We start from the raw sequence: 23249 nt of genomic DNA, 5'->3' as shown, positions 1-23249 counted from the left end.
AAATGAGGATTTAAATGACTAAACCACCATATCATGATGATCAAGCGTCATTGTCCGCACCCATTGAAGATTTGCAAGTGCGAATTACATTTTTGGATGATTTAGTTGAAGAATTAAATCAACAACTCGCTATTCAGACCCAAGAAATAGCTGATTTAAAAAAACAAATGCAATTTCTTTATCAACGGGTGGAATCTTCAGATTTATCCGAAGGTATTGCTCCTTTTGATCCATCAACCAATAAACCGCCCCATTATTAATAAAATGGCAAGTTCAATACTTGCCATTTTATTAGAGTTTAGTCGTAAGTTGAGCTTAAAAGCTATGTAATACGATCTTCCCTTTTGTTGTGCCACTTTCAATTTGCTGGTGAGCTAACTTTAAGTTTTGTGCATTAATCGGGGTTAAAGTTTGCGTAACTGTGGTTTTGATTTTACCTGCGTCAACAAGCTCTGCAACCTCATTGAGTAATTCACTTTGTTTAGTCATGTCTTGGGTTTGATACATAGAACGAGTAAACATAAACTCCCAGTGAACTGATACGGACTTAGATTTAAAAGGTTTAATGTCTAACTGTGCCGGATCATCAATCAGTCCAAAATGGCCTTGTGGTGCAATCAACTCTACGATATCTGATAAATGTTGATCTGTTTGCGTGGTTGAAAAAACGTATAAAGGTGCATTTAAACCAAGTTGCTTTATTTGAGGTGCTAAAGGTTGAAGATGATCTAACACATAATCAGCACCGAGTTGCTTAACCCATTCTTGTGTTTCTGATCGTGAAGCCGTTGTAATAATCGTTAGATTAGTCAATTGTTTAAGAAGTTGAATCGTAATTGAACCTACTCCGCCAGCACCGCCAATGACTAAAATTGAAGTATTTTTTGGGGCAGCCTTTGGGACCTGTAATCGATCAAATAACATTTCCCACGCCGTAATTGCGGTTAAAGGGAGAGCTGCCGCTTCGGTAGGTTCTAAAGACTTCGGTTTATGACCAACGATGCGTTCATCAACCAACTGTAATTCACTATTGCTCCCTTGACGATTGAGTGCACCTGCATACCAAACTAAATCACCAACTTTAAATTGAGAAACTTGATCTCCAATTGCTTCAACCACTCCTGCTGCATCCCAGCCAAGAACTTTCCATTGATTATTCTCTGCACTGACATTCTTACGAATTTTAGTGTCGACTGGATTAACTGAAATTGCTTGTATGCGAACCAGTAGATCATAGCCCTCTGTAACAGGTGTCTCTAGTTCGACGTCAATAAGTGCCTCTGGCGATGTAATAGAACCCGCTTTTTGATATGCCACAGCTTTCATAATTATGATTCCTCTTGTTGAGAGTTTGATCATAACGTAAGCTTAAATTTGGTGACTACAGACAAATAACGCTCATAGTGTCAAAAAGGATACTGTAAAATGGCAAAAGCACGGCATTCTAGTTTTGATTGCTTTCCAGGTTGTTCTGTTGAGGCAGCCATTAGTTTGATTGATGGAAAGTGGAAATGCGTCATTCTTTGGCATTTGTTTAATGAAGGCACTTTACGATTCAATGAAATTCGAAAGCGCGTTCCGAGCATTACCCAAAGAATGTTAACTAATCAGCTACGTGAGTTAGAACAAGACGGGATTATTCATCGAGAAGTTTATCCTCAGGTTCCACCTAAGGTTGAGTATTCTTTAACTGATTTAGGGCAGGGTTTGGAGCAGATTCTTCTTGCTTTAAAAACATGGGGAGATGCCCATCTTGATCAGTTTGGTAAATTGGCACTTGTTGATCGCAATCAGAATCCTTAAATATATCTGAGTAAACTCACACAATTTGCACTGTGAAATGCCGATATTTTGGGCCTTGCTATCTTATTGGGCATTATTTTTATCATGTAACTTGCGTTTTCTGGTCAGCTTATGCAACTCTAATAAAAGAGATTAATAGGTTTTGCTATGGACAATATGGGAATTTGGGTTACCGTTATCATTGTTCTTTTCGTACTAGGCTCCATTTTTGGTTTAAGAGTGAGCCCTCGTGAAAAGGCACTTGGTATTATGCGTGACAAAGCTCGCAAAATAGGGCTACATCCACGCGTAATTGTTGCACCTGAATGGACACATGTTCCAATGGCGACTGAAAAACGTGCCAGCATGGTTGCTTATTATAGTGTATTGATTCCTGATGCCCGTTTATCTTTAATGCGTGCTCGCGTTATAGACGGCAAGTTAAAAGTAATTCAGGGTGATGAGAAATTTAATGATTCTCCCATTGCATTAAAAGGGATTTATGCTATTGATATGCAGGCAAACTGTGTAGGACTTTATTGGGATGAGGAATCAGACCTAAGAGCAACACAATTAGATGAGATGAAGGCTTATCTGTTGGCCTTGGCTACAGCCTGATTTTTAAATTTATTGGTATAGGAATAACATTTTATATGGCGAATACCTCGCGCTCTGCATCTCAAAGCACAGCATCTACTGCACCTGCTGCACCTAAACGTGCCTTAGTGATTGTGGAGTCGCCTGCCAAAGCGAAAACCATCAATAAATATTTGGGTTCGCAGTTCATTGTAAAGTCTTCTGTAGGTCATGTACGTGACTTGCCAACGGGCGGCAGTAAATCAACAGAGAAAAAGCCGGCTGCTCGGACCAAACTCTCTGAAGCCGAAAAAGAACAAAAAGCTAGTCAAGCTTTAGTTAACCGTATGGGAGTTGATCCAGAGCATGGCTGGGAAGCTCATTATGAAGTTCTGCCAGGTAAAGAAAATGTCGTTGCTGAACTAAAGAAACTTGCCAAAGATGCAGATGCGATCTATCTCGCAACGGATTTGGATAGAGAAGGGGAAGCCATTGCTTGGCACCTAAGAGAAGTTATCGGTGGTGATGACAGTCGTTATCACCGCGTAGTGTTCAACGAAATTACTAAAAATGCCATTCAAGAAGCATTTAAACAGCCAACACGTCTAGATCTAAATCGCGTAAATGCTCAGCAAGCACGCCGTTTCTTAGACCGAGTCGTGGGCTTTATGGTTTCGCCATTACTTTGGGAAAAAATTGCCCGTGGTTTATCTGCTGGACGTGTACAGTCTGTTGCAGTGAAACTGGTTGTTGAACGTGAACGTGAAATTCGCGCATTTATTCCTGAAGAATATTGGCAAGTTTTTGCAGATACGGTTTCTAAAAAAGATGATATTCGTCTTGAAGCGGTTAAACAGGCTGGAAAAACATTAAAGCTAAAAAATAAAGCTGAAACTGATGCTTTATTAGATGTTTTAAAAGGTGCTGAATATAAAGTTGCACAACGTGAAGATAAACCGACTAAGGTTAATCCAAGCGCGCCTTATATCACTTCAACTTTGCAACAAGCTGCAAGTACACGTTTAGGTTTTTCTGTGAAGAAAACCATGATGTTGGCGCAGCGTTTGTATGAAGCGGGTTTCATTACCTATATGCGTACTGACTCAACTTTCTTGAGTGATGATGCAGTAAGTATGGTCCGTGCACATATTGAAAGCCAATATGGTGAAAAATATATACCGGCAAAGCCAAACCGCTACGGTAACAAAGCGGGTGCTCAAGAAGCCCATGAAGCGATTCGTCCGTCAAATGTTGCGCTTACTGGTGATCAACTTGCGGGTGTAGAGCGTGATGCTCAACGTCTATATGATTTGATCTGGCGTCAGTTTGTTGCGTGTCAAATGACACCAGCAGAATATTTATCTTCTACTTTGATTGTTGAAGCAGCGAATGTTGAGTTAAAGGCGAAAGGCCGTACGCTTGTATTTGAAGGCTTCACTAAAGTACGCGGAGCGAATAAGTCAGATGACGATATTATTTTACCTGCAATTAAAGTAGGTGAAATCTTAAAGTTAGAAAAGCTCGATCCAAGTCAGCACTTTACTAAACCACCTGCACGTTTTACTGAAGCATCTTTAGTTAAAGAGCTTGAAAAACGTAGTATTGGCCGTCCTTCGACCTATGCAGCTATTATTTCTACCATTCAAGAACGTGGTTACGTTAAGTTAGAAAACCGTCGTCTTTTTGCCGAAAAAATGGGCGAGATTGTGACGGATCGTCTGGATGAAAGTTTTAATAACCTGATGAACTATGCCTTTACGGCAGATCTTGAAGGACAGCTTGATAAGGTCGCAACAGGTGAGCGTAACTGGAAAGAGTTGCTAGACACTTTCTATGGCGACTTTAAGAAACGCCTAACCAATGCTCAGGGTGAGCAGGGAATGCGCCGTAACCAACCGGTTGAAGTACCAGCAGTACATTGCCCTGAATGCTCACGTCCAATGCAGATTCGTACGGGTACAACTGGTGTATTCCTAGGGTGTTCTGGCTATAACTTGCCACCTAAAGAACGTTGTAAAGGTACACTGAACTTAACACCTGTTGAGTCTTTGGCTGCGCTATCTGATGATGATGGTGCTGAAACAGCAGACTTGATGTCAAAGCATCGCTGTGAGAAATGTGGCACTGCCATGGACAGCTATGTGATTGATGGTGGCCGTAAGTTGCATGTATGTGGTAACAACCCAGACTGTGATGGCTTTGAGCTTGAAGAAGGTGAGTTTAAGATTAAGGGTTATGATGGCCCAACCATTCCATGTGACAAATGTGATGGCGAAATGCAACTTAAGACGGGACGTTTTGGTCCATATTTCGCTTGTACGAGCTGTGATAATACCCGTAAAGTCTTGAAAAGTGGTCAACCTGCACCACCGCGTGTAGAACCAATCAAGATGGAGCATTTACGCTCAGCGAAGCATGATGACTTTTTTGTGTTACGTGATGGCGCGGCTGGTCTATTTTTGGCAGCAAGTAAATTCCCGAAAATTCGTGAAACACGTGCACCAAAAGTTGCAGAGCTACGAAGCGTTGCAGCTCAGCTTGATCCAAAATATCAATTTATTTTGCAAGCCCCAGATGTAGATCCTGAAGGGAATCCAACAGTTGTGAAATTCAGCCGTAAGAATCAATCACAATATGTAGGTTCAGAAACACCAGAAGGTAAACAAACCAAATGGAGCCTGATTTATCAAGATGGTAAATGGGTTGAGGGCTAAACAAGTCCACAATAAAAAATGCTAGCTCAGCTAGCATTTTTTATGTCTAAAACAATAAAAGAAAAATTTAATTTTATGGGGAACAAGAATGTGGAAAAACATTCGAGTCTTATGCTTATTCATTATTTTAATGATTGTGGCAGTTCAGGCATGGCGAGATCAAAATCAAGACTGGAATCAGACAGTTGTAGTCGTTTTACATCCAGTGAATGCTGATGGTTTACAATCAACACAGAGCTATATTCATCAGTTAAAAAACGAAAATTTTTGGGCAATCAGAAACTATTTAAATGAGTGGGCACAGCATTATCGCGGGCAATCAGGGAACTTTGAAATTCGCTTAGGACAACAGTTGCAGCAACGACCACCTGAGGTTCCTCAAAATGCCAATATCTTGCATGTTATGTGGTGGAGCCTAAAGTTTCGTTTTTATGCATGGCGACAACAACAACCCGAGGATAGTGGAGCCTCACTCAAACTTTACTTAAATTATTATGATCCAAATTATCAGAAAGTCTTGATCCATTCGACTGCTTTAGAAAAAGGTCGTATTGGTAGTGTTAATTTATTTGCGACCAAAACACAAGCTTTACAAAATCAGGTCGTGATTGTTCATGAGTTATTACATGGCTTTGGAGCACAGGACAAATATGATTTAAAAACAGGACAGCCGGTTTATCCTCTAGGCTATGCTCAACCAGAAAAAATTCCTCTTTATCCGCAAACTCAAGCTGAAATTATGGGAGGTCGCACTGCCTTATCTGAGCAGAGTAGTAAAATGCCCAATAATTTACAAGAAACGATCATAGGTTTACCTACTGCCCGAGAAATTGGCTGGGTGAAATAAAACTGTGGATAAATACTGCTTTATCCACATCAATTGTTAAGAAACGATGCAGATTTTATACAGACAAAAAGTGTGAAGTACATCACTATTGTTGGGTAGATGAAATTCTAATACCTGATAATAAGAGTAGCCATGATGAAAACTGTAGGTAATGATTTGGTACGTAATCAGTTACATGCTGACCGTAAATGGTATTTGATATTAGGTTTTGTGCTTATTGGTTTTGGTCTGATTTTATTTAGTTCATTGCCATTTGCGACTTTTTCTGTCGTTTTTTTATTTGGAATACTCATGATGGTCGGAGGTGTGTTACATCTCGTCGCGGCTATGAGTGTTTTTAAAGGTGCAAGCCGATGGTTATGGGCAATTTTTGGTGTGCTCTATTTAATGGCTGGTTACTATGCATTTTCCACCCCAGTCACCACAGCAGTGGTGCTGACAAGCCTATTATCGATAGCGCTGATTATTGCTGGGGCTATACGTACTATAAATGCAATTTTACTTAAGCCGATTACCGGATGGGGCTGGACCCTGTTTTCAGGATTGCTCACCCTATTTACAGGTATTTTAATTTTAGTTTCTAAAGATTCACCTTTTTGGGTGCTGGGAATGTTCCTTGCTGTTGATATCTTATTTCAGGGAATTAATTTCCTTGGTCTAGCTTCTGCTATCAAACATCTTCCATCCAGTTCAAAAACAGTATCTTAAAAAACAATATCGAATCAAAGAGCACTTTAAGTGCTCTTTTTGTTTTTAAAAGCCTAAGGTCCATCTCTGTTCTGGGTCTGCTAAACTATGCCTTGGTGTGTTAGCGATATGTGTTATGAGTCTTGCAAAATTAATTAATGAACTAAATGCTCAGCAAAAAAAAGCAGCGACTACCTCCGCACAGAACTGTTTAGTTTTGGCGGGTGCTGGTTGTGGCAAGACTAAAACGATTGTTGCGCGTGCAGCCTATTTAATTGATCAAGGCTTACCAGCAAATCAAATTCAGATTTTAACTTTTACGCGACGTGCTGCGAGTGAGATTGTTGCAAGAGTAGAGCAACATGTAGGAGCACAAGCAAAAGGTTTGCGAGCTTCAACTTTTCATACTTTTTGTATGTATTTACTACGCCGTAACCCACAAGCTTTTGGGTTAAATCAATTTAGTATTATTGATCGCGATGATCAGTTGCTCATGTTTCGTTTATTAAGAGGCAAAGATAAAGATAATGTTTTGCCTAAAGCCGCAGAGCTGTGTGATTTATATTCTTATGCTCGAAATACTCAAACAAAGCTTTCGGAAGCATTAATCAAACAGCTTCCAGATGCATATGAGCATAAAACTCAAATCGCAGATTTGATGAAAACCTATGAGCAGCGAAAAAGAGAACGTAATTTTTTAGATTACGACGATATCTTGTCGATTGTGGCTGTACATTTACAAAACTCGGAAGCACTCACCAACTGGGTTGCAGGTTTTTGTCAGGCACTGCTGGTTGATGAAATGCAAGATACCAACCCTTTGCAATGGGCTTTATTGCAGCCGTTAATTGGTAAAGTGAAGCTGTTTTGTGTTGGTGATGATGCGCAGTCAATTTATGGCTTTCGTGGTGCAGACTTTGAAAATATCCATTCTTTTAAAGAGCGGATACCTGACGCAGTCATTCATACACTGGATTTAAATTACCGCTCGACTCAAGAAATTTTAGATTTATCAAACTGGTTATTAGCAAATAGCCCAATTGATTATCAAAAACAGTTACAAGCACATCGTGGTCAAGGCCAAAAGCCACAGCTACATTTGTTTGGTAACGAGTTCGAAGAGGCGAATTGGATTGCGCAAGACTTAATTACACGGCATCAGCAAGGTGCGGGCTGGTATGACCATATGGTTTTAGTCCGTTCTGGTTATAGCGCTCGTTATTTGGAAGGGGCTTTTATTGCTGCTGAAATTCCTTATCGTTTTATTGGTGGTGTAAAACTTCTTGAGTCGGCACATGTGAAGGATGTGCTTAGCCTACTAAGGATTGTGAGTAACCCTCACGATGATTTAGCTTGGATGCGTTTTTTAACCTTGTGGGACGGTATTGGCGATGTTGGAGCGAGTAAGCTCGCTCAAGAGCTAATGGGAATTACTGATGTTGAGGAGCGCTGCAAGCGTCTAGAGCGCCATGGAAAAGTTCCCTTACAAGCGATTTTAATTTTAAAACAGCTAGATGTATTACAGCAGCATGTTGAAGCAAGTATTGGCTTAGCACTTGATGCTTTAGGTGAACAGCTAGAACAAAATTATAAAACTAAAGATTGGTCACGTCGGTTAAAAGACTTTGATTTGGTCAAACAACTTGCACGCAAACATGCATCTTTGGGCGAATTTCTTGAAGAATATGTGCTTGAACCTATTTCAGTTTCTGAAATTGAAAAAGCAGCTGATCAGGATTTAGTCACTTTAATTACGATTCATTCAGCTAAAGGTGCGGAGCAGAAAGTCTGTTATGTACCTCATGTATCGCCAAATCAATATCCTTATGCAAGAGCACAGGGCGATTTTGACGATGTCGAGGAAGAGCGCCGCGTATTGTATGTTGCATTAACACGTGCAGAAAATGAATTAATTTTGACCAAGCAAAACCTCAATACATGGTCAGAAGACAATTATGACGAGCAAGGCCGTAAAATCGAAAGTTATTTCCTAAATAACCTTCCAACACATTTGGTTCAGGCAAAGATTCATAGGCAAGTACCTCAGCCGTTTGCCAAAAAGCAATGGAACCGTTCACCTACAGTAAATTTAGGTTTTGGTATCGATCTGGATTAAACTACTGTATAAGACACTGTGATTACTTAAATATATATTGGCTGCTCCCTTTTATTGCCAATTAAGGTTAGAAAATGAAGATATTAGTTCGTAATTTAGATCGTGCTGTGAGTGAAACTGAAATTTTAGAGTTATTCAAAGCATTTGGTAAAGTTGAAACGTGTGTTCTTGTTACTGATAAAGACACAGGTAAATCGAAAGGTTTTGGTTTTGTTGAAATGCCTAACCCACGTGAAGCAATTAAGGCAATTAAAGGCTTAAACTTGCTTAAAGTTAAAGGCAATGGAATTCGCGTTAAAGCAGCGGAAGAGTAAGTCTTTATTGCGAAAAGACAGTTTTTAGCTCTTTCGATTGTCGCGCCAAATGGTATTCGCATAGCTGAAGGTATAAAAACACTTGAAGTGCGTTCATGGGCGCTTGCACAGTTACCAGTGAAAGATCTATTAATTGTCGAAAATCAGAATTATCTGGTCAAAGATACTGATGAAGAAGAGGGAATTGCTGTCGCTTTGGTTGATGTCGACTCTATTCATGCTTGGCGAAATAATGAAATTGAGTCTGTGTGTGCAACTGCTTGGGACGAAGGGTATTTTGCTTGGGTTCTAAGTAATGTCCGTCCTATAAGGCAGCCATTAAAAACTTTAGCTAAACGTAAAATTTATCAGGTTGAGCTGGATTTACCATAAATAACGTTGATTTTATTAATGGAGTCGTTAAGCTAAAGAATAGCTGTTGCAATAGCGATTTTAGAACAGGAAAGTTTAGTTATGTCACGTGTTGCTCGTTATCATGCCGATCGTACCAATCAGAAGCTCTATTTTGCGCGCTTAGCGTGTCAACAGGCAGAACAGACCGATCATGTGCAACAGATACAAGCTTATCGTGAAGCAGCTGTATTCCACTTACATGGCGCAATGTTAGCTTTCTTACAAGAATTGGTACGTTATTACCGTTTAAATGATTTGCAACCTACCTTAAAATCTATTGAGGAACATATGGCGGCAAAAGGGCAAGTTTCTCCTGAAGTGTCCGTTTTGCAACAATTGGCAAAAGATGGCTTCGTTGCTGAATTAAAACGAGCTTATCGTATGTGCCAATATGCGCCAGAACCTAAAGAGCCGACCCCTGAAGAAGAAACATCTTCTAACCTGATTATTAAAGTCACTCAAGGTCCACAATCTTGGTTACCAGATGTTAAGATTTTGCGTGAATGGCATCGCGAATTAAGTCATTTAATTGATGGTTTTCGTAATGAAATGGTCGAGTTCTAAAATTAAACTGCCTGAGTGCTTGAAATTTACTCCAGGTGTGCCTATATAAATAAGACAAGAGATGCAAAGTGCAAGGGTGCTTTGCCACCATGTTGAAACATGGAGGAAGTATATGTCTATACAGCAATTGAAAGAGTTATTTGGGAATCAAGAAGCCGTTTTGGAATTAGTCCAACTCGAAGGTGGCGAACTCGCCTTGCGTAATGCAGGTTCTGAGAATGAACCCTTGGTTAAAATTCAATTTAGCGATGAAGTAAAAGCAATCTTGGGTGAGCAAACTCCAGTTGTTGCTCAGCATATGATTCAGGCTGCATTGTTTGGGCTGCTTGAAAAGCAGGTAAACGAGTGGCAGGCTGAGGTATTAGACGAACAGCCTAAATTCTTGAGTTAAAAAAAGCGTACTCTTGAGTACGCTTTTTTTATTGGGTTAATGAATAGTTGACTGATGGGCAAGCTCGATCTGATTTAATATATGATGGCTCATATTCTTTGCCATTTCCTCTTTGGCATAGAACACTTCACCAATATTTTCATCTCTGATCACCGCAGCTTCTTCTTTACTTTCCGCGCAAATTAACACCTGAATTTGAGGGTTTAATTGCTTGGCAATAGCCACAATACGGTGAATGTCCAAAATATCCATAGGTGAGATCACCAAGAGTCTTGCATGCATAATGTGTGCTTGAATTAAAACACTTGGTTCAGTTGCCACACCACTCACAGCAGCAATGTTCGAATGACGTAGCTTTTCTACGATTTCACGATTCTCTTCGGCAATAACGACTTTAATATTTTCATTAATTAAATTTTCAGTAATACGTCGTCCAACACCACCATATCCGACAATAACGACCTGATCGCGTAAGTAAGCTTGATCAACTTCATCGGGTAACATTGCTAATGGGTCGCCACTACGTTCAAGAAGTCGGGCTAAGTGAGAGCGCTCTCGAATCCAGCGTTGTACAGGTTCAATGGCTGAGAATATAAAAGAGTTGAGCGTAATTGAAAATAAAGCACCTGCCAGAATCAGATTTTGTGCTTCTAAAGTTAATAAACCTAATGAGACACCGAGAGTTGCTAAAATAAACGAGAACTCACCAATTTGGGCCAAACTCGCCCCCACTGTAAGGGCTGTATTGATGGGATAACGAAAGAATAAAACCAAAGCCATTGCCGCAAGTGTTTTCCCCACCATGATAATTGCGATAACAGCCAAAATATGTAGTGGACGTTCTACAAGAATATTTGGGTCAAACAGCATTCCCACAGAAACAAAAAACAGAATTGAGAAAATTTCACGTAGTGGAAGCGTTTCCTCTTCTGCACGATGACTAAAGTCCGATTCTTTAACAACCATCCCAGCAAAGAATGCGCCTAGTGCCATGGAAACCCCAAAAATGGCATAAGATCCGTAGGCGATTGAAACAGCAGCTGCAACAACAGTGAGGGTAAATAACTCTCTTGAACCTAAACGCGCAACAAACTGCATGATGATAGGAACAACACGTTTACCCACAATAAGCATAAAGGCAATGAAGCCAATTACTTTTAATAAAGTTATCCCAAGCGTTAACCAGATGTTGCTATCAGCACCTTCAGGGGCTTTGCCACCTAATAAAACAGCGGTGGCTGGAAGTAGGACTAAAACCAGTACCATCACTAGATCTTCGACCAGCAGCCACCCCACAGCAATTTTGCCGTTGACTGAATCTAAAAGGCCTCTGTCCCCTAAAGCTTTTAATAATACGACCGTACTCGCACACGACAGACTTAAGCCAAAAACGAGTGCAGAGCCAAAGCTCCATCCCCATAGCATGGATACGCCAACTCCCAACAGGGTAGCGACCGCAATTTGTAAAATCGCGCCTGGTAGGGCAATACGGCGAACAAGCAATAGGTCATTTAATGAAAAGTGCATTCCTACACCAAACATCAGAAACATGACACCGAGTTCTGCAAGTTGGTTCGCAAGATGAATATCTGCTTCTATACCCGGGGTATTCGGGCTAATAATAATTCCGGCAATTAAATAGCCGATAAGAGGGGGAAGTCTTAATCGGGCTGCAATATAGCCAAAAATGAGGGCAACGCCGAAACCAACAGCAAGTAAAATAATTAAATCTACGTCATGCGGCACTAAAAACTCCTTTTACGTGAGTTAGGCTAAAGACAAGCATAAAAAATGCCAAGGCGAAATATATGGAAAGTTTAACAAAAAAAAGTTACGTATAAAAAAAATGCAAAAAAAAACGACTTCATTGTGAAGTCGTTTTTTTGCGAGGCTAAAATTATTTGATTTTAGCTTCTTTGAAAATCACGTGTTGACGGATTTTTGGATCAAATTTTTTGATTTCCATTTTTTCCGGCATAGTACGTTTGTTTTTAGTCGTGGTATAGAAATAACCTGTACCAGCTGTAGAAACGAGACGAATCTTATCACGCATTGTTCAGACTCCTTAGATCTTTTGACCTTGAGCACGAAGGTCTGCAACAACCTTTTCGATACCCAATTTGTCAATAATACGCATACCTTTAGTGGTTAAACGAAGACGTACAAAACGTTTTTCGCTTTCTAACCAGAAACGGTGGTGGTGCAGGTTCGGCTCGAACCGGCGCTTGGTTTTGTTGTTGGCGTGTGAGACGTTGTTACCAACGACTGGACGCTTGCCGGTAACTTGGCAAACCTTAGACATGGTGTAACTCCATTGATTCAGCCAACAGCAAATCTGTGGCCAGTCATACTAAATGTAAACGGATGAATTCATTCAAGGGGCGTTTTATACCAAAAATACGATTAAAAGACAAGCGGAATTGGTAAAAACGAGGCATGATTTAGTATAACAGATCATGCCTTGATCAGTTAGCGCAACAAGGTTTTCGAAATGAAACGATGAATGGGCTTATTGAACGGTGGAAGAATGTATTTAAGGCTATAAAGTTTTGGATTTGACATTACCGAACGTTCATGAGAAAGGCTAAAAAAGCCCTCTGGTCCGTGATATTTACCCATACCTGATGCCCCAATTCCTCCAAACGGTAAATCATCCTGAGCCACATGGGTAATAACCATGTTGATTCCGAAATGTCCTGAGTGGGTGTGCTGTGCAACATAATCAGCACGCGCCTGATCATAGTCGAAATAATACATCGCTAGAGGACGTGGACGACTATTAATGAATTCGACGACTTCTTCTAGCTGGTCATATTCTAAAATTGGCAGGATAGGACCAAAAATTTCATTTTGCATAATGTCCATTGCAGTTGTTACGCCTGTAACTAAAGTCGGCGCAATTTTACGGACATCATCTAAAATTTCATTTTGTGGGTTAATTTCAACAATACGAGCACCTTGATCGCGGGCATTTTCAAGGTAGCCCTGAATACGGTTGTATTGCTTGTCATTAATAATAGAAGTGTAATCTTGATTATTGCGGAAGTGTGGATACATACCAGCCACAATCAATTTAAAGTTTTCGATGAACTCAGCAGTTTTTCCGCGCGGTAAGAAAATATGGTCAGGTGCAACACAAGTTTGTCCTGCATTCCATAATTTCCCTACAGCAATACGTTGGGCCACATCTTTCATATCCATTGATGCATGCACAAGTGCAGGAGATTTTCCGCCTAATTCAAGAATAACAGGAACTAGATTTTGAGCTGCGGCTGCCATGACTGTTTTACCAACAGAAGTTGAGCCTGTGAAAATCATTTTATCAAAAGGCAAATGACTAAAAGCATCTGAAATAACACCACCACCATTCACCACAGCAACTAGTTCTTGTGGGAATGCCTCTGCTAATGCACTTTCAAGAACTCGTCCAAAGTTTGGAGAGGCACTAGAAATTTTGATCATTGCATGGTTGCCCGCTGCCAGCGCACAAATTAATGGCCCAACTGAGAGCAGCAATGGATAATTCCATGGTGTAATAATACCAATTACACCCATAGGTTGATATTGTACCCAACCTTTTGCGGGTTGATGTAATACACTGATATGGCGTTTTGAAGGTTTCATCCACGCTGTCAGATGTTTACTATAATATTTGATTTGTTCCAAACTGGTGAGTAACTCACCAATTTTTGTTTCCATAACTGCACGATTGCCATAATCAAGGTTAATTGCGTCGGCAATCTGATCTTGATATTTTACCAAGACTCTTTTAAGACGAGCTAAACGATCAATACGCTCTTTAGCAGTGGGTACCGGATGACGTAAATAAGCAAGCTTTTGTTGTTCAAGCAAATCATGTAAATGCTTAACATCATAAGGAAGCTGAGTCTCTGGATTTGTTTTTGTTTGACTGTTCATCGGTACTTACCAAATATATTGATATGTTTATTTTTTAGAGTAAATACTCTAAATAGTCAAGTCAGTTTATGTGTTTAAGTCTTAACCATTTGAATTATTAAAGGTTATTAAAATGTCTCAACCTAAAGCTCTGAAGACAAAAGACCGGATTTTACAAATCAGTTTGCAGCTTTTTAACGAGCGAGGTGAACGGTCGGTTACAACCAATCATATTGCTGCGGAGTTAGGTATCAGTCCCGGGAACTTGTATTATCATTTTCGGAACAAGCATGAAATCATTAAGGAATTAATGTATCTATATCAGGCCGAGACGTTGGAAGTACTTTCTTTACCTGACGATAGACCATTAACGACCAATGATAAAATCAACTATTTTCAAGTGCTCAGTGGCCAGTTATGGAGCTACCGTTTTATTCATCGTGATGTTTATCATTTAGTTGAAAGTAACGAAGACTTTAAAAAGATTTATCCGCGTTTTGCGGGGCAGGTCATGCAACAGGGACAAAAGATTTATCAAGCCTTTGTAGATGCAGGACTTATGAAAATGACGGCATCGGAAATTGAAGCGCTCATTATTAACCTCTGGATTGTATTAACAAACTGGACAAACTTTTTATATATGTCTGGTCATATTAGTGACAATAACCATTTAGAAGAAAAATGGGTTTGGCAAGCATTACGCCAAATGGTTTTCCTTGAAGGGCCTTATTTGATGGGTGAAAGCCGAGCAACTTATGAGCAGTTGCTTGAATCTCTTGGCCCTTCAGATCTATTTGCCAGCTTATCGTCCTTAAAAGACGAATAGTTGTACTTGTTTATTTAGGGCGCTAGAATACTCGGCCTATTAAAAAATTTATCTCAATTAAGTGATATTAACCAAATGAATATGACCACTGCCAATACAGCCCGTTTACTGATTACTTGTGAAGACAAGCCAGGGATCGTACAAGCGGTATCGAGCTTTTTGTATCACCAAGGTGCAAACATTACCGCGCTTGATCAGTACGCGACGGAAGCTCAGGGCGGACGTTATTTCATGCGTGTTGAATTTGAACTTGATCATTTACAGTCGCGTAAAGATGCATTAATTCAAACTTTTGCTGCGAACGTTGCTGAGCGTTATGGCATGCAATGGCGCCTTGCTTTCGTAAACGATGTTAAAAAAATTGGTATTTTAGTTTCTAAAGTTGACCATGCATTGCTTGAGTTGTTATGGCGTCATGCACGTGGTTCATTACCTTGTGAAATTACTCATGTCATTTCAAATCATGAAGATTTACGTGAATCTGTTGAAAACTTCGGTATTCCATTTACGGTAATTAAAGTCACCAAAGACAATAAAGCTGAAGCTTATGCGCAAATTGATGAAATGATGCAAGGCAATGATTTATTAGTTCTTGCTCGTTACATGCAGATTCTAAATGAAGATTTTGTTGCGAAATGGGAAATGAAAATCATCAATATTCACCATTCTTTCTTGCCAGCATTTGTGGGTGCAAATCCATATAAGCAAGCTTATGAGAAAGGTGTGAAGTTGATTGGTGCGACAGCTCACTATGTGACTGCTGACCTTGATCAAGGCCCAATTATTGAGCAAGACGTTGAGCGTGTGAGCCATAACTATAATGTTGAGCAATTACGTGAGCTAGGTGAAGATGTAGAACGTAATGTATTGGCTCGTGCCGTAAAGTGGCATTTAGAAGACCGTATTATTGTAGATGGTAATAAGACCGTTGTTTTTTAAATAACGCTTATTCTAAAAAAGCACGCTTCTTGCGTGTTTTTTTATATTCAAAATACATTTGGAATGATATAACGTATCAGTGATTGGATAGGTCTGTGGTAATATTGGTTTTGTTCAATATGAAATTATTCAAGCAATACAAATTTGATTAAGTGAATGATGAGCAAGTGATCAACACTGATGTAACTATGAGAAAACTAAAGTAAAGACACTCAATAGTTACAAATGGGTGACATAGCGCAGATGATTTTCTCAAAAAATAGTTGCAAATGAAAACACTTCTCATTTATTATTGTGGCACTTTATTGTTCTATCCGATGTTTGAAATCGTTTCTATAAATAGAAATCGGAAATCATCATCCATTAGGTAATTAGATTCTTATGAGTCAATCTTCCGCAGCCTTAAATTCTCCCAATCCGATGAAAAAGAAAGTCATCACAGCACTAATTGCGGTTGCAATTGGTCATATCGGGGTTTTATGGGCAGTCAACCATATTAAGCCTGCTGAATTAAAGCCAATCGAGAAGAAACCTTTACAGGTACGTTTCGTAAAAATTCAAGAGCAACCAAAACCACTACCTCCTAAGCCAAAGGAACCGCCAAAAAAAACGGAACCTAAGAAAGAAGTGAAGGAAGTTAAAGTTGTTGAAAAACCTGTAACGCCACCGAAAAAAGTGGAAAAGATTCAACAGGTGAAAAAGGCTGAAACTCCAAAAGAAACAGTAAAGACAGAACCTAAAGTTGAAACCAAAGTGGTGACAACGACGACGACAGTCACTGAAAAAGTAGTTGAGAAACCAAAGCCAGTTGTACAAGAAGCTCCTAAAGCTCAATCTGCTCCTGATCTATCACCGAAACGAGTTTCAATTGGTGGTTCGGGTGTACAGTGGAGTCGTTCACCACGATTAACAGTTTCTTCAAAAGATTTACAAGGCGAAGCACGCTCTGTCATGGTACTGATTGAAGCCGATGAAAAAGGCAAGATTATTAATGTGCGAGTGACCAGAAGTAGTGGTATTTCAAGTCTAGATGACAAAGTTGTCCGTGCTGTTCGCGGTGCGAAATTTAAACCTTATATGGAAAATGGGATTGCTTACCCAATTAAAGCAGAGCAACCCTTTGATTTAACCCCTTAAATGAATTTGAGTCCCAACGGCTAACCTTAATCAGGAGTTCAATATGAACTTTTCAATCTATTGGCAACATGCAGATGCAGTGAGTAAAACCCTGTATTTCATCTTATTGGCAATGTCGATTGCTACCTGGACAGTTTTCATCTTACGTTTGATGGGGACTCGCCAATTAAAGCAACAAGCTTATGCTCAACTTTCTCAGGCTATCACTTCGCTAAAAGCAAAGTTACAACCTTTGACTTTTGAACAGCGTAAAGCGGTTGCAGAACAGGCTCTACTTCGTCAAATTTCTGCTGAAAAAGTCAATGCTGAAAAAGGTATTTCTGTTTTAGGAACAATTGCTTCAATTGCACCATTCGTTGGTTTGTTTGGTACGGTATGGGGTATTTTCCATGCACTTGTTGCAGTAGGTAAGAGCGGACAGGCAGGATTGGCTCAAGTGGCTACACCAGTAGGTGAAGCGCTTATTATGACGGGTCTTGGTCTTGCAGTTGCGATTCCTGCGGTATTGGCTTACAACATCTGTGTACGTGCTAACCGTGGTCTTGCTCATGATTTACAAGATCAAGCGCACAGCTTGTTAATTGACACGATGTTGCAGCAAGACTCAACTGTAAAATCTGATGTTAAAACTGCGCAGCAAAGTTATGTTGGAGGTCAAGCTTAATGGCTTTTCAATTGGGTGAAGACCACGATAGTGGCATAAATGAGATGAACCTCATTCCGCTAATCGACATTATGTTGGTGTTAATGATCATCTTTTTGGTCACAGCAACAGTTGCCAACCCATCGATTCCATTAACGCTTCCTAAAACAACTGCTGAAATTATTGATCCACCACCAAAAGCTATTACGATTAGTATTAATGCAAATGGTGAAGTGGCTTGGGATACTCAAGTAATTAGCCTTGATGAGCTTCAAAAACGTTTTCAAGAAGCCGGTCAAGGTGATGTTAAACCAACAGTTCAACTTCGCGCTGATAAAGAGTCGAAGTACGATACTGTTGCACAGGTAATGTCTCGCGCCAGTGAAGCCGGACTGAGCGATATTGCCTTTGTAAGTGAAAACTAAAATTTAGTTTACTCAATAAAAAAGCAACCTCATCGGTTGCTTTTTTATTGCTTTAATTTATTGATCTTTCATAAGATGCTGGAATTTACTATATAGCTTGAGCAACTTAGGTGGAATCGCAAAGTTGCAATAACCTTGTGAAGGATTCTTTGCATAGTAGTTCTGATGGTATTCTTCTGCTGGATAGAACGTCGGGACAGGAGAAAGCTCAGTCACAATATCAAGATCGTCATTTTTTAGAGTTTGAATCGTGTGTTCTGCTGCTTGCTTTTGCTCTTCATTAAAATAGTAAATAACAGAGCGGTATTGAGTGCCCATATCATTACCTTGACGGTTTAAAGTCGTTGGGTCGTGAGTCGCAAAGAACACATCAAGTAACTGGGAGTAGGTTACTTGCTCTTCATCAAAATCTACCAAGATAACTTCAGCATGCTGAGTGTCGCCCTGACAAACTTGCTCATAAGTGGGATCAGTTGTATGCCCACCCGCATAGCCACTTGTCACTTTTTCTACGCCACGAATTTGTAAAAATACGGCTTCGACGCACCAAAAGCAGCCGCCGCCAAATAATGCCTGTTGCATTGTTTTTTCCTCTATTTCCTGCCTATTACAATAGGGTTTATATATTTAGATTACAAAGTAAAGCATGTATAAAAAAGTAAAGAAAAGTGCCTTACTTATTTCGGTTTTGGTAAACCTTGGCGAACGATTTGAGAGAAATGTTCACTACTTTGATCTGAAAGACGCTCAAAATTTTCAGTACGTGGATTGATATGTGCAATTTCATACCACTGTTTTAAACTAATATTTTGATTAAGCGCTTTAAGATCATATAAATAATTAGGTAAGTAACCTGAAGCGATTAGACGATAATCTTTAGGAAGTTGATAGGGGTTAATCGCTTGAACCATATCAAAAATTAAGGTGGTACAATTACTGGTTAGGGTGTTGTACCACTTCGGTTCTGCACGAAGTTCATCCGATTTCTTTAGATATTCTAAAAATAAGGCCTTCTGCTCGCGACGTGGCATGTTGACTGGAAAATTATAAACTTGCTCTTTGCGAATGTTACTGCGGGTGTAGACAATATCTTTTTCATCAGAAGCAATTAGACTAAGTTCATATTTCCTAAAAAATCCACCAATTGCCGAAAACTCTTCGCTTTTTTCTTTACGAATTTCGATTGAAAACACTAAAGGTTGTTGGTTGTTAAATTCAAAGCTCACAAGTGTATGAGCAATTTGCGGTCCCATCCAATAAGAAGCAATGATATTTATACCATTCAACTGGTTAAGATCAAAAGTTCGAGTTTCCCACCGCACATCATAAGTACCATCAGGATGCCAGTTGAAGTTACGCACATTATGCAGAGTAACTACATCGCCGTGCTTTTCGTAGCTCAGCATATTGGCAACTTCAGGGTTCCAGTCGCGGTCCTGACGTGCAGTAATCGAAAAATACCAAACAAGTGAACAGGCAAATGCCAAAAGGTAAATCAGGATATCAGTACGGCGGCTAATAATATGGCCTTCAACATATAAGCCAGCCATACTGAGTGCAAAAGCGATCCAGATACCAATGAGTATGCGGCTACCTAACCAGCCAAAAGGGTGTTGAACCCAGAGCGCTACACATACCCAAATGCTAGAGAGCACAATAAACAGCGTGAATAGACTATGTAAAAACCCGAAAAGTAGGGCAGTAATAAATTCACGCGATCCAATATTGTGCATAGATGTCCATAGAATTATTTTTTATAAGTTGCAAATTCGAATGAAGTTCCTGATTTTTCATCTATTTGCTGTTCACTCGCAGTTTTATGAAATTCACTCGGGATTGTTGGATAATGTGCATCACCTTGCACATCTAAGTCAACATGAGTGAGTTCAAGACGGTCTGCAATTGACAAAGTTTGCGTAAATATTTCACCGCCACCAATAACGAAAAGCGCCTGCTTCTCGGTATTTTTTACATCTTCTAATGCTGCGTTTAAAGCATCTTCAATTGAATGGGCAACTTTAACACCGTCAAATTGCCAGTTAATGTCACGGGTAATCACCCAGTTCACACGGTTCGGTAGAGCTCGACCCATCGACTCAAGCGTTTTACGGCCCATCACGACCACACCACCTTGTGTGATTTCTTTAAAATGCTTTAAGTCGGCAGAAATATGCCATGGCAACGCATTGCCTTTACCAATACAGTGGTTTTTGTCCATTGCCACAACGTGAACAACTTCTACATTTTGCCATGCCATAATCTTATTCTCTAAACCGTAAATCTAATAAAAATTGAGCCTTCGTTATACTGCAACGGGTGCTTTAATTGCAGGGTGTGACTCATAACCTACAATTTCAACATCTTCAAATTTGAAATCAAATAAGTCTTTTACTTCTGGATTCAGTTTCAATTGGCATAGTGGTAAAGGTTCACGTGTCAATTGAAGTTGTGCTTGTTCAAAATGATTGACATAAAGATGCGTATCACCGCCTGTCCAAACAAAGTCACCGACTCCTAAGCCGCACACTTGAGCAATCATATGAGTGAGTAGAGCATAACTGGCAATATTAAAAGGAACCCCTAAAAACACGTCTGCACTACGTTGATAAAGCTGGCATGACAACTTGTTATCTTGTACGAAAAATTGAAAAAGCGTATGACAAGGCGGTAAGGCTACTTGTCCAGCTTCGTTCGGGTTCCAACCAGAAATAATTAAACGACGTGAATTCGGATTGGTTTTGATTTCATTAATTAACCATTTAATTTGGTCAAAACCATCTTGGTTATAAGTGCCATCAGCATTTTTAGTTGCGCCGAAATTACGCCATTGATGACCATAGACAGGTCCAAGTTCATGCTCTGGACGGCCAAAACGGGCAGTTTGTTCTGCTGTTGCCCATTCGTCCCAAATCGATACTTTATTGTCTTTTAGATATTGGACGTTGGTATCGCCTTTTAAAAACCAAAGTAACTCAATCACAATAGAACGGAAATGAACTTTTTTTGTGGTGAGTAAAGGAAAACCTTTAGAGAGATCAAAACGCATTTGATGACCAAATACAGAACGGGTTCCTGTGCCTGTACGGTCGCCTTTGTCACCGCCATTATCAAGGATATGTTGTAGAAGGTCTAAATATGCACGCATAACACTCTCGAGTTCGGATTAATTCCATAAAATAAAGGGGGAGATAGCTCAACGATAAATAATTACGCAATAGAGCTGCTTCATCATGAACCACAGAAGATGATACCTGTTGTAGCTCAAGATGAAAATCTAAAAATGGTTCTATGGCCTTCCGATGAACATAATTAGTCAAATCGTTTAGCACGATTTTGGTAAATCGAAACAAGAAAAAAGCCAACCAGTACAAAGCCTAAAGCTTGTAGCACAAGAATCCATTTATGCTGAGCAGGAAGCAGGTACATCAAAATAATAACGATGAAAATAGGGTAAATTCTCAGCAAAAACTGGAAGCTAGATTTGTATGAGTTGCCATCTGGAATTTTTGTTTGTAGATATTGCCCAAAATGCAGACCTAATCCGAACACGAGACTCAGCACGGTATAAACAGGGGGCAACGGCTGAACTTGATTAGCTAAATAAACTGCCACACAAACGGCAACAATACAGATGAGTTTGATATGGCGTGGAGCGTTGTACCAATAAGCCAACATGAAAACTAAACCTGTTTATTAAAAAGCGATTGAGGTGAAAAAATAAAAACAGCCAGCGCCATAAAAGCAATTCCTTGTATGCCCCAGATGAGTAAATTAGGCATAGCTTTCACAAAAATAAGGGCAAATAACAGTGCAATAGGCACCCAAGTTAGCAGGCGGTAAAGTAAACCAGTCGGATTTTTTTGAGCAAAATGTAATTTGAAATAGCGACAAATTAAAAAAATAACCCCAGTTCCGGTGAACATTAAAATCGTATCTAAAGGCAAAGGCTGGTATTGATAGAGCGCAATACAAATGGCCAAAGTAATAATTAAAATCACTAATTTTTTAAATGTCGGGACTTGAGTGTTAAACCAGAATTCCAGCATGGTATATCTTCATCTTTGGGAGAATAAAAACTGTAGCATAAAAAAGAGGAGTCGAAACTCCTCTGATTTATCATGTTAACTATTTTTTTGTGGACCCCAGTCGTAAATTTTCTTTTGGTAGGCGTACCACATCATCCAAAGACCAATGAGCAACATTGGAACGGTTAGGATCTGACCTTTCGTCATCCAGCCAAACAGAATAAAGCCTTGGTCTGCATCGGGCTGACGGAAAAACTCCATCACAAAACGGGCAACCCCATAGCCCATTAAGAATAGAGCAGAGACGGCCATACGTGGACGTGGTTTTGAACTAAACCACCACAAGGCAATAAATAGGATTAAACCTTCACAAATGGCTTGATAGATTTGTGATGGATGGCGAACCAGCTGTAGAGGATCGGTTGGGAAGATCATACCGAATGGGTAATTCGGGTTTGTTACCGCACGACCATATAACTCGCCACCAATAAAGTTACCGAAGCGTCCAAACATTAAACCTGTTGGTACACATGGAGCAATAAAATCGAGTGTCTGGAACCATGTTTTTTGGTATTTTTTACACCAAAATAACATTGCAATCATGACGCCTAAAAAGCCACCGTGAAAACTCATGCCACCTGTCCAGACTTGAAATAGCCAGATTGGGTTTTCGAGGAATTTATCAAACTCATAGAAAAAGACATAGCCGACACGACCGCCCAGAACAACACCTAGGGCACCATAGAATATTAGGTCGGAAACCATTTCTGATGTCCAGCCATCACGTTGTTTGGCACGGTAGGATGCAAGCCCCCAAGCACATAAAAATGCCAATAAATACATGAGTCCATACCAATGGACTTGAAGAGGTCCTAGATGTATTGCGACCGGATCGATATTAGGATAGGTCAGCATTGCTGCTCCTTGATCTTACGTTTTGACAGATTGTAGCGGAATGATGTGAAAAATGTTG

At 39.9% G+C, this 23249-nt stretch carries 28 protein-coding genes; 16 read left to right on the top strand and 12 right to left on the bottom strand.

Annotation, left to right across the window (positions count from 1 at the left end; genetic code table 11):
- Window positions 1-14: 14 nt before the first annotated feature.
- Complete coding sequence (locus AC2117_RS16560; protein WP_133975525.1) at window positions 15-260, top strand: SlyX family protein; 246 nt, start codon at window positions 15-17, stop codon at window positions 258-260.
- 55 nt (window positions 261-315) lie between these two features.
- On the opposite strand, the gene AC2117_RS16555 is transcribed toward AC2117_RS16560, so the two are convergent.
- Window positions 316-1326 carry a zinc-binding alcohol dehydrogenase family protein gene (locus AC2117_RS16555; RefSeq protein ID WP_133975523.1) on the bottom strand — a complete coding sequence of 337 codons (1011 nt, stop codon included), beginning with the start codon at window positions 1324-1326 and terminating at the stop codon, window positions 316-318.
- A gap of 99 nt (window positions 1327-1425) precedes the next feature.
- Between AC2117_RS16555 and AC2117_RS16550 the strand changes: the two genes are divergently transcribed.
- From AC2117_RS16550 to AC2117_RS16505, 10 genes are all read left to right on the top strand, one after another.
- Window positions 1426-1803: a winged helix-turn-helix transcriptional regulator gene (locus tag AC2117_RS16550; protein WP_133975521.1), complete on the top strand. Its 378-nt coding sequence runs from the start codon at window positions 1426-1428 to the stop codon at window positions 1801-1803.
- Between the two features lie 147 nt (window positions 1804-1950).
- Complete coding sequence (locus AC2117_RS16545) at window positions 1951-2400, top strand: hypothetical protein (protein ID WP_042894701.1); 450 nt, start codon at window positions 1951-1953, stop codon at window positions 2398-2400.
- Between the two features lie 35 nt (window positions 2401-2435).
- On the top strand, window positions 2436-5072 hold the full coding sequence (gene topA, locus AC2117_RS16540) for a type I DNA topoisomerase (protein ID WP_042894703.1): 2637 nt from the start codon (window positions 2436-2438) through the stop codon (window positions 5070-5072).
- An 88-nt stretch (window positions 5073-5160) separates the two neighbouring features.
- A complete protein-coding gene (locus tag AC2117_RS16535) occupies window positions 5161-5919 on the top strand; it encodes a hypothetical protein (protein WP_133975519.1) in 759 nt (252 codons plus the stop codon).
- Between the two features lie 135 nt (window positions 5920-6054).
- Window positions 6055-6627, top strand: coding sequence for an HdeD family acid-resistance protein (locus AC2117_RS16530; protein ID WP_133976417.1), 573 nt, complete (start codon window positions 6055-6057; stop codon window positions 6625-6627).
- Window positions 6628-6742: 115 nt separating this feature from the next.
- Window positions 6743-8722, top strand: a complete 1980-nt coding sequence (locus AC2117_RS16525; protein ID WP_133975517.1) for an ATP-dependent helicase — start codon at window positions 6743-6745, stop codon at window positions 8720-8722.
- Window positions 8723-8796: 74 nt separating this feature from the next.
- Window positions 8797-9036: an RNA recognition motif domain-containing protein gene (locus tag AC2117_RS16520; RefSeq protein WP_003654760.1), complete on the top strand. Its 240-nt coding sequence runs from the start codon at window positions 8797-8799 to the stop codon at window positions 9034-9036.
- Between the two features lie 6 nt (window positions 9037-9042).
- Window positions 9043-9408: an ASCH domain-containing protein gene (locus AC2117_RS16515; protein WP_133975515.1), complete on the top strand. Its 366-nt coding sequence runs from the start codon at window positions 9043-9045 to the stop codon at window positions 9406-9408.
- 81 nt (window positions 9409-9489) lie between these two features.
- Complete coding sequence (locus tag AC2117_RS16510; RefSeq protein ID WP_042894711.1) at window positions 9490-9993, top strand: DUF6586 family protein; 504 nt, start codon at window positions 9490-9492, stop codon at window positions 9991-9993.
- A 112-nt stretch (window positions 9994-10105) separates the two neighbouring features.
- Window positions 10106-10384 (top strand): hypothetical protein, encoded by a 279-nt coding sequence (locus AC2117_RS16505; RefSeq protein WP_002114792.1) that lies wholly within the window; start codon window positions 10106-10108, stop codon window positions 10382-10384.
- A gap of 36 nt (window positions 10385-10420) precedes the next feature.
- Here AC2117_RS16505 and AC2117_RS16500 read toward each other — a convergent pair whose 3' ends face one another.
- The 4 genes from AC2117_RS16500 to AC2117_RS16485 form a co-directional block, all read right to left on the bottom strand.
- Window positions 10421-12130 carry a cation:proton antiporter gene (locus tag AC2117_RS16500; protein WP_133975513.1) on the bottom strand — a complete coding sequence of 570 codons (1710 nt, stop codon included), beginning with the start codon at window positions 12128-12130 and terminating at the stop codon, window positions 10421-10423.
- Between the two features lie 151 nt (window positions 12131-12281).
- Window positions 12282-12437 (bottom strand): 50S ribosomal protein L33, encoded by a 156-nt coding sequence (rpmG, locus tag AC2117_RS16495; RefSeq protein WP_003654787.1) that lies wholly within the window; start codon window positions 12435-12437, stop codon window positions 12282-12284.
- 12 nt (window positions 12438-12449) lie between these two features.
- Window positions 12450-12686: a 50S ribosomal protein L28 gene (rpmB, locus tag AC2117_RS16490; protein ID WP_000048256.1), complete on the bottom strand. Its 237-nt coding sequence runs from the start codon at window positions 12684-12686 to the stop codon at window positions 12450-12452.
- A gap of 167 nt (window positions 12687-12853) precedes the next feature.
- On the bottom strand, window positions 12854-14302 hold the full coding sequence (locus tag AC2117_RS16485) for a coniferyl aldehyde dehydrogenase (RefSeq protein ID WP_042894716.1): 1449 nt from the start codon (window positions 14300-14302) through the stop codon (window positions 12854-12856).
- A gap of 112 nt (window positions 14303-14414) precedes the next feature.
- On the opposite strand from AC2117_RS16485, the gene AC2117_RS16480 reads away from it, so the two are divergent.
- The 5 genes from AC2117_RS16480 (at window position 14415) to AC2117_RS16460 (ending at window position 18251) form a co-directional block, all read left to right on the top strand.
- Window positions 14415-15107, top strand: a complete 693-nt coding sequence (locus tag AC2117_RS16480) for a TetR/AcrR family transcriptional regulator (RefSeq protein ID WP_042894718.1) — start codon at window positions 14415-14417, stop codon at window positions 15105-15107.
- Between the two features lie 75 nt (window positions 15108-15182).
- Window positions 15183-16046 (top strand): formyltetrahydrofolate deformylase, encoded by an 864-nt coding sequence (gene purU / locus AC2117_RS16475; protein WP_133975511.1) that lies wholly within the window; start codon window positions 15183-15185, stop codon window positions 16044-16046.
- Window positions 16047-16427: 381 nt separating this feature from the next.
- Window positions 16428-17183: an energy transducer TonB gene (locus tag AC2117_RS16470; protein WP_197730943.1), complete on the top strand. Its 756-nt coding sequence runs from the start codon at window positions 16428-16430 to the stop codon at window positions 17181-17183.
- Window positions 17184-17226: 43 nt separating this feature from the next.
- Window positions 17227-17847, top strand: a complete 621-nt coding sequence (locus tag AC2117_RS16465) for a MotA/TolQ/ExbB proton channel family protein (protein ID WP_042894723.1) — start codon at window positions 17227-17229, stop codon at window positions 17845-17847.
- A complete protein-coding gene (locus AC2117_RS16460; protein ID WP_003654800.1) occupies window positions 17847-18251 on the top strand; it encodes an ExbD/TolR family protein in 405 nt (134 codons plus the stop codon). Before AC2117_RS16465 ends, AC2117_RS16460 begins: the two co-directional genes overlap by 1 nt.
- A gap of 57 nt (window positions 18252-18308) precedes the next feature.
- Here AC2117_RS16460 and msrA read toward each other — a convergent pair whose 3' ends face one another.
- The 7 genes from msrA to lgt form a co-directional block, all read right to left on the bottom strand.
- On the bottom strand, window positions 18309-18833 hold the full coding sequence (msrA, locus tag AC2117_RS16455; protein ID WP_133975509.1) for a peptide-methionine (S)-S-oxide reductase MsrA: 525 nt from the start codon (window positions 18831-18833) through the stop codon (window positions 18309-18311).
- A 95-nt stretch (window positions 18834-18928) separates the two neighbouring features.
- A complete protein-coding gene (locus AC2117_RS16450; protein ID WP_133975507.1) occupies window positions 18929-19984 on the bottom strand; it encodes a DUF4105 domain-containing protein in 1056 nt (351 codons plus the stop codon).
- A 14-nt stretch (window positions 19985-19998) separates the two neighbouring features.
- Entirely contained in the window at window positions 19999-20508 is a 510-nt protein-coding gene (locus tag AC2117_RS16445) for a dihydrofolate reductase (RefSeq protein ID WP_133975505.1), read from the bottom strand.
- A 45-nt stretch (window positions 20509-20553) separates the two neighbouring features.
- Window positions 20554-21396, bottom strand: a complete 843-nt coding sequence (gene thyA / locus AC2117_RS16440) for a thymidylate synthase (RefSeq protein WP_003654809.1) — start codon at window positions 21394-21396, stop codon at window positions 20554-20556.
- Between the two features lie 164 nt (window positions 21397-21560).
- On the bottom strand, window positions 21561-21926 hold the full coding sequence (locus tag AC2117_RS16435; RefSeq protein ID WP_042894733.1) for a hypothetical protein: 366 nt from the start codon (window positions 21924-21926) through the stop codon (window positions 21561-21563).
- A gap of 5 nt (window positions 21927-21931) precedes the next feature.
- Entirely contained in the window at window positions 21932-22297 is a 366-nt protein-coding gene (locus tag AC2117_RS16430) for a hypothetical protein (RefSeq protein ID WP_042894734.1), read from the bottom strand.
- Window positions 22298-22372: 75 nt separating this feature from the next.
- Window positions 22373-23191, bottom strand: a complete 819-nt coding sequence (gene lgt / locus AC2117_RS16425) for a prolipoprotein diacylglyceryl transferase (RefSeq protein ID WP_133975503.1) — start codon at window positions 23189-23191, stop codon at window positions 22373-22375.
- Window positions 23192-23249 lie beyond the last annotated feature (58 nt).

The sequence above is a fragment of the Acinetobacter calcoaceticus genome (genome assembly GCF_900520355.1).
GTDB lineage: Bacteria > Pseudomonadota > Gammaproteobacteria > Pseudomonadales > Moraxellaceae > Acinetobacter > Acinetobacter calcoaceticus_C.
This window is presented reverse-complemented; position numbering and strand designations above follow the sequence as displayed.

What these genes read in the sequence shown, in the direction of transcription:
- msrA (WP_133975509.1), bottom strand. Translation starts at nt 18,833, where the DNA reads ATGCAACAGGCATTATTTGGCGGCGGCTGCTTTTGGTGCGTCGAAGCC.
- AC2117_RS16430 (WP_042894734.1), bottom strand. Translation starts at nt 22,297, where the DNA reads ATGCTGGAATTCTGGTTTAACACTCAAGTCCCGACATTTAAAAAATTA.
- rpmG (WP_003654787.1), bottom strand. Translation starts at nt 12,437, where the DNA reads ATGCGTGATAAGATTCGTCTCGTTTCTACAGCTGGTACAGGTTATTTC.
- AC2117_RS16465 (WP_042894723.1), top strand. Translation starts at nt 17,227, where the DNA reads ATGAACTTTTCAATCTATTGGCAACATGCAGATGCAGTGAGTAAAACC.
- AC2117_RS16530 (WP_133976417.1), top strand. Translation starts at nt 6,055, where the DNA reads ATGAAAACTGTAGGTAATGATTTGGTACGTAATCAGTTACATGCTGAC.
- topA (WP_042894703.1), top strand. Translation starts at nt 2,436, where the DNA reads ATGGCGAATACCTCGCGCTCTGCATCTCAAAGCACAGCATCTACTGCA.
- AC2117_RS16445 (WP_133975505.1), bottom strand. Translation starts at nt 20,508, where the DNA reads ATGGCATGGCAAAATGTAGAAGTTGTTCACGTTGTGGCAATGGACAAA.
- purU (WP_133975511.1), top strand. Translation starts at nt 15,183, where the DNA reads ATGAATATGACCACTGCCAATACAGCCCGTTTACTGATTACTTGTGAA.
- AC2117_RS16485 (WP_042894716.1), bottom strand. Translation starts at nt 14,302, where the DNA reads ATGAACAGTCAAACAAAAACAAATCCAGAGACTCAGCTTCCTTATGAT.
- AC2117_RS16460 (WP_003654800.1), top strand. Translation starts at nt 17,847, where the DNA reads ATGGCTTTTCAATTGGGTGAAGACCACGATAGTGGCATAAATGAGATG.
- thyA (WP_003654809.1), bottom strand. Translation starts at nt 21,396, where the DNA reads ATGCGTGCATATTTAGACCTTCTACAACATATCCTTGATAATGGCGGT.
- AC2117_RS16545 (WP_042894701.1), top strand. Translation starts at nt 1,951, where the DNA reads ATGGACAATATGGGAATTTGGGTTACCGTTATCATTGTTCTTTTCGTA.
- AC2117_RS16470 (WP_197730943.1), top strand. Translation starts at nt 16,428, where the DNA reads ATGAGTCAATCTTCCGCAGCCTTAAATTCTCCCAATCCGATGAAAAAG.
- AC2117_RS16450 (WP_133975507.1), bottom strand. Translation starts at nt 19,984, where the DNA reads ATGCACAATATTGGATCGCGTGAATTTATTACTGCCCTACTTTTCGGG.
- AC2117_RS16510 (WP_042894711.1), top strand. Translation starts at nt 9,490, where the DNA reads ATGTCACGTGTTGCTCGTTATCATGCCGATCGTACCAATCAGAAGCTC.
- AC2117_RS16435 (WP_042894733.1), bottom strand. Translation starts at nt 21,926, where the DNA reads ATGTTGGCTTATTGGTACAACGCTCCACGCCATATCAAACTCATCTGT.
- AC2117_RS16480 (WP_042894718.1), top strand. Translation starts at nt 14,415, where the DNA reads ATGTCTCAACCTAAAGCTCTGAAGACAAAAGACCGGATTTTACAAATC.
- AC2117_RS16520 (WP_003654760.1), top strand. Translation starts at nt 8,797, where the DNA reads ATGAAGATATTAGTTCGTAATTTAGATCGTGCTGTGAGTGAAACTGAA.
- AC2117_RS16525 (WP_133975517.1), top strand. Translation starts at nt 6,743, where the DNA reads ATGAGTCTTGCAAAATTAATTAATGAACTAAATGCTCAGCAAAAAAAA.
- AC2117_RS16555 (WP_133975523.1), bottom strand. Translation starts at nt 1,326, where the DNA reads ATGAAAGCTGTGGCATATCAAAAAGCGGGTTCTATTACATCGCCAGAG.
- AC2117_RS16535 (WP_133975519.1), top strand. Translation starts at nt 5,161, where the DNA reads ATGTGGAAAAACATTCGAGTCTTATGCTTATTCATTATTTTAATGATT.
- lgt (WP_133975503.1), bottom strand. Translation starts at nt 23,191, where the DNA reads ATGCTGACCTATCCTAATATCGATCCGGTCGCAATACATCTAGGACCT.
- AC2117_RS16550 (WP_133975521.1), top strand. Translation starts at nt 1,426, where the DNA reads ATGGCAAAAGCACGGCATTCTAGTTTTGATTGCTTTCCAGGTTGTTCT.
- AC2117_RS16560 (WP_133975525.1), top strand. Translation starts at nt 15, where the DNA reads ATGACTAAACCACCATATCATGATGATCAAGCGTCATTGTCCGCACCC.
- rpmB (WP_000048256.1), bottom strand. Translation starts at nt 12,686, where the DNA reads ATGTCTAAGGTTTGCCAAGTTACCGGCAAGCGTCCAGTCGTTGGTAAC.
- AC2117_RS16505 (WP_002114792.1), top strand. Translation starts at nt 10,106, where the DNA reads ATGTCTATACAGCAATTGAAAGAGTTATTTGGGAATCAAGAAGCCGTT.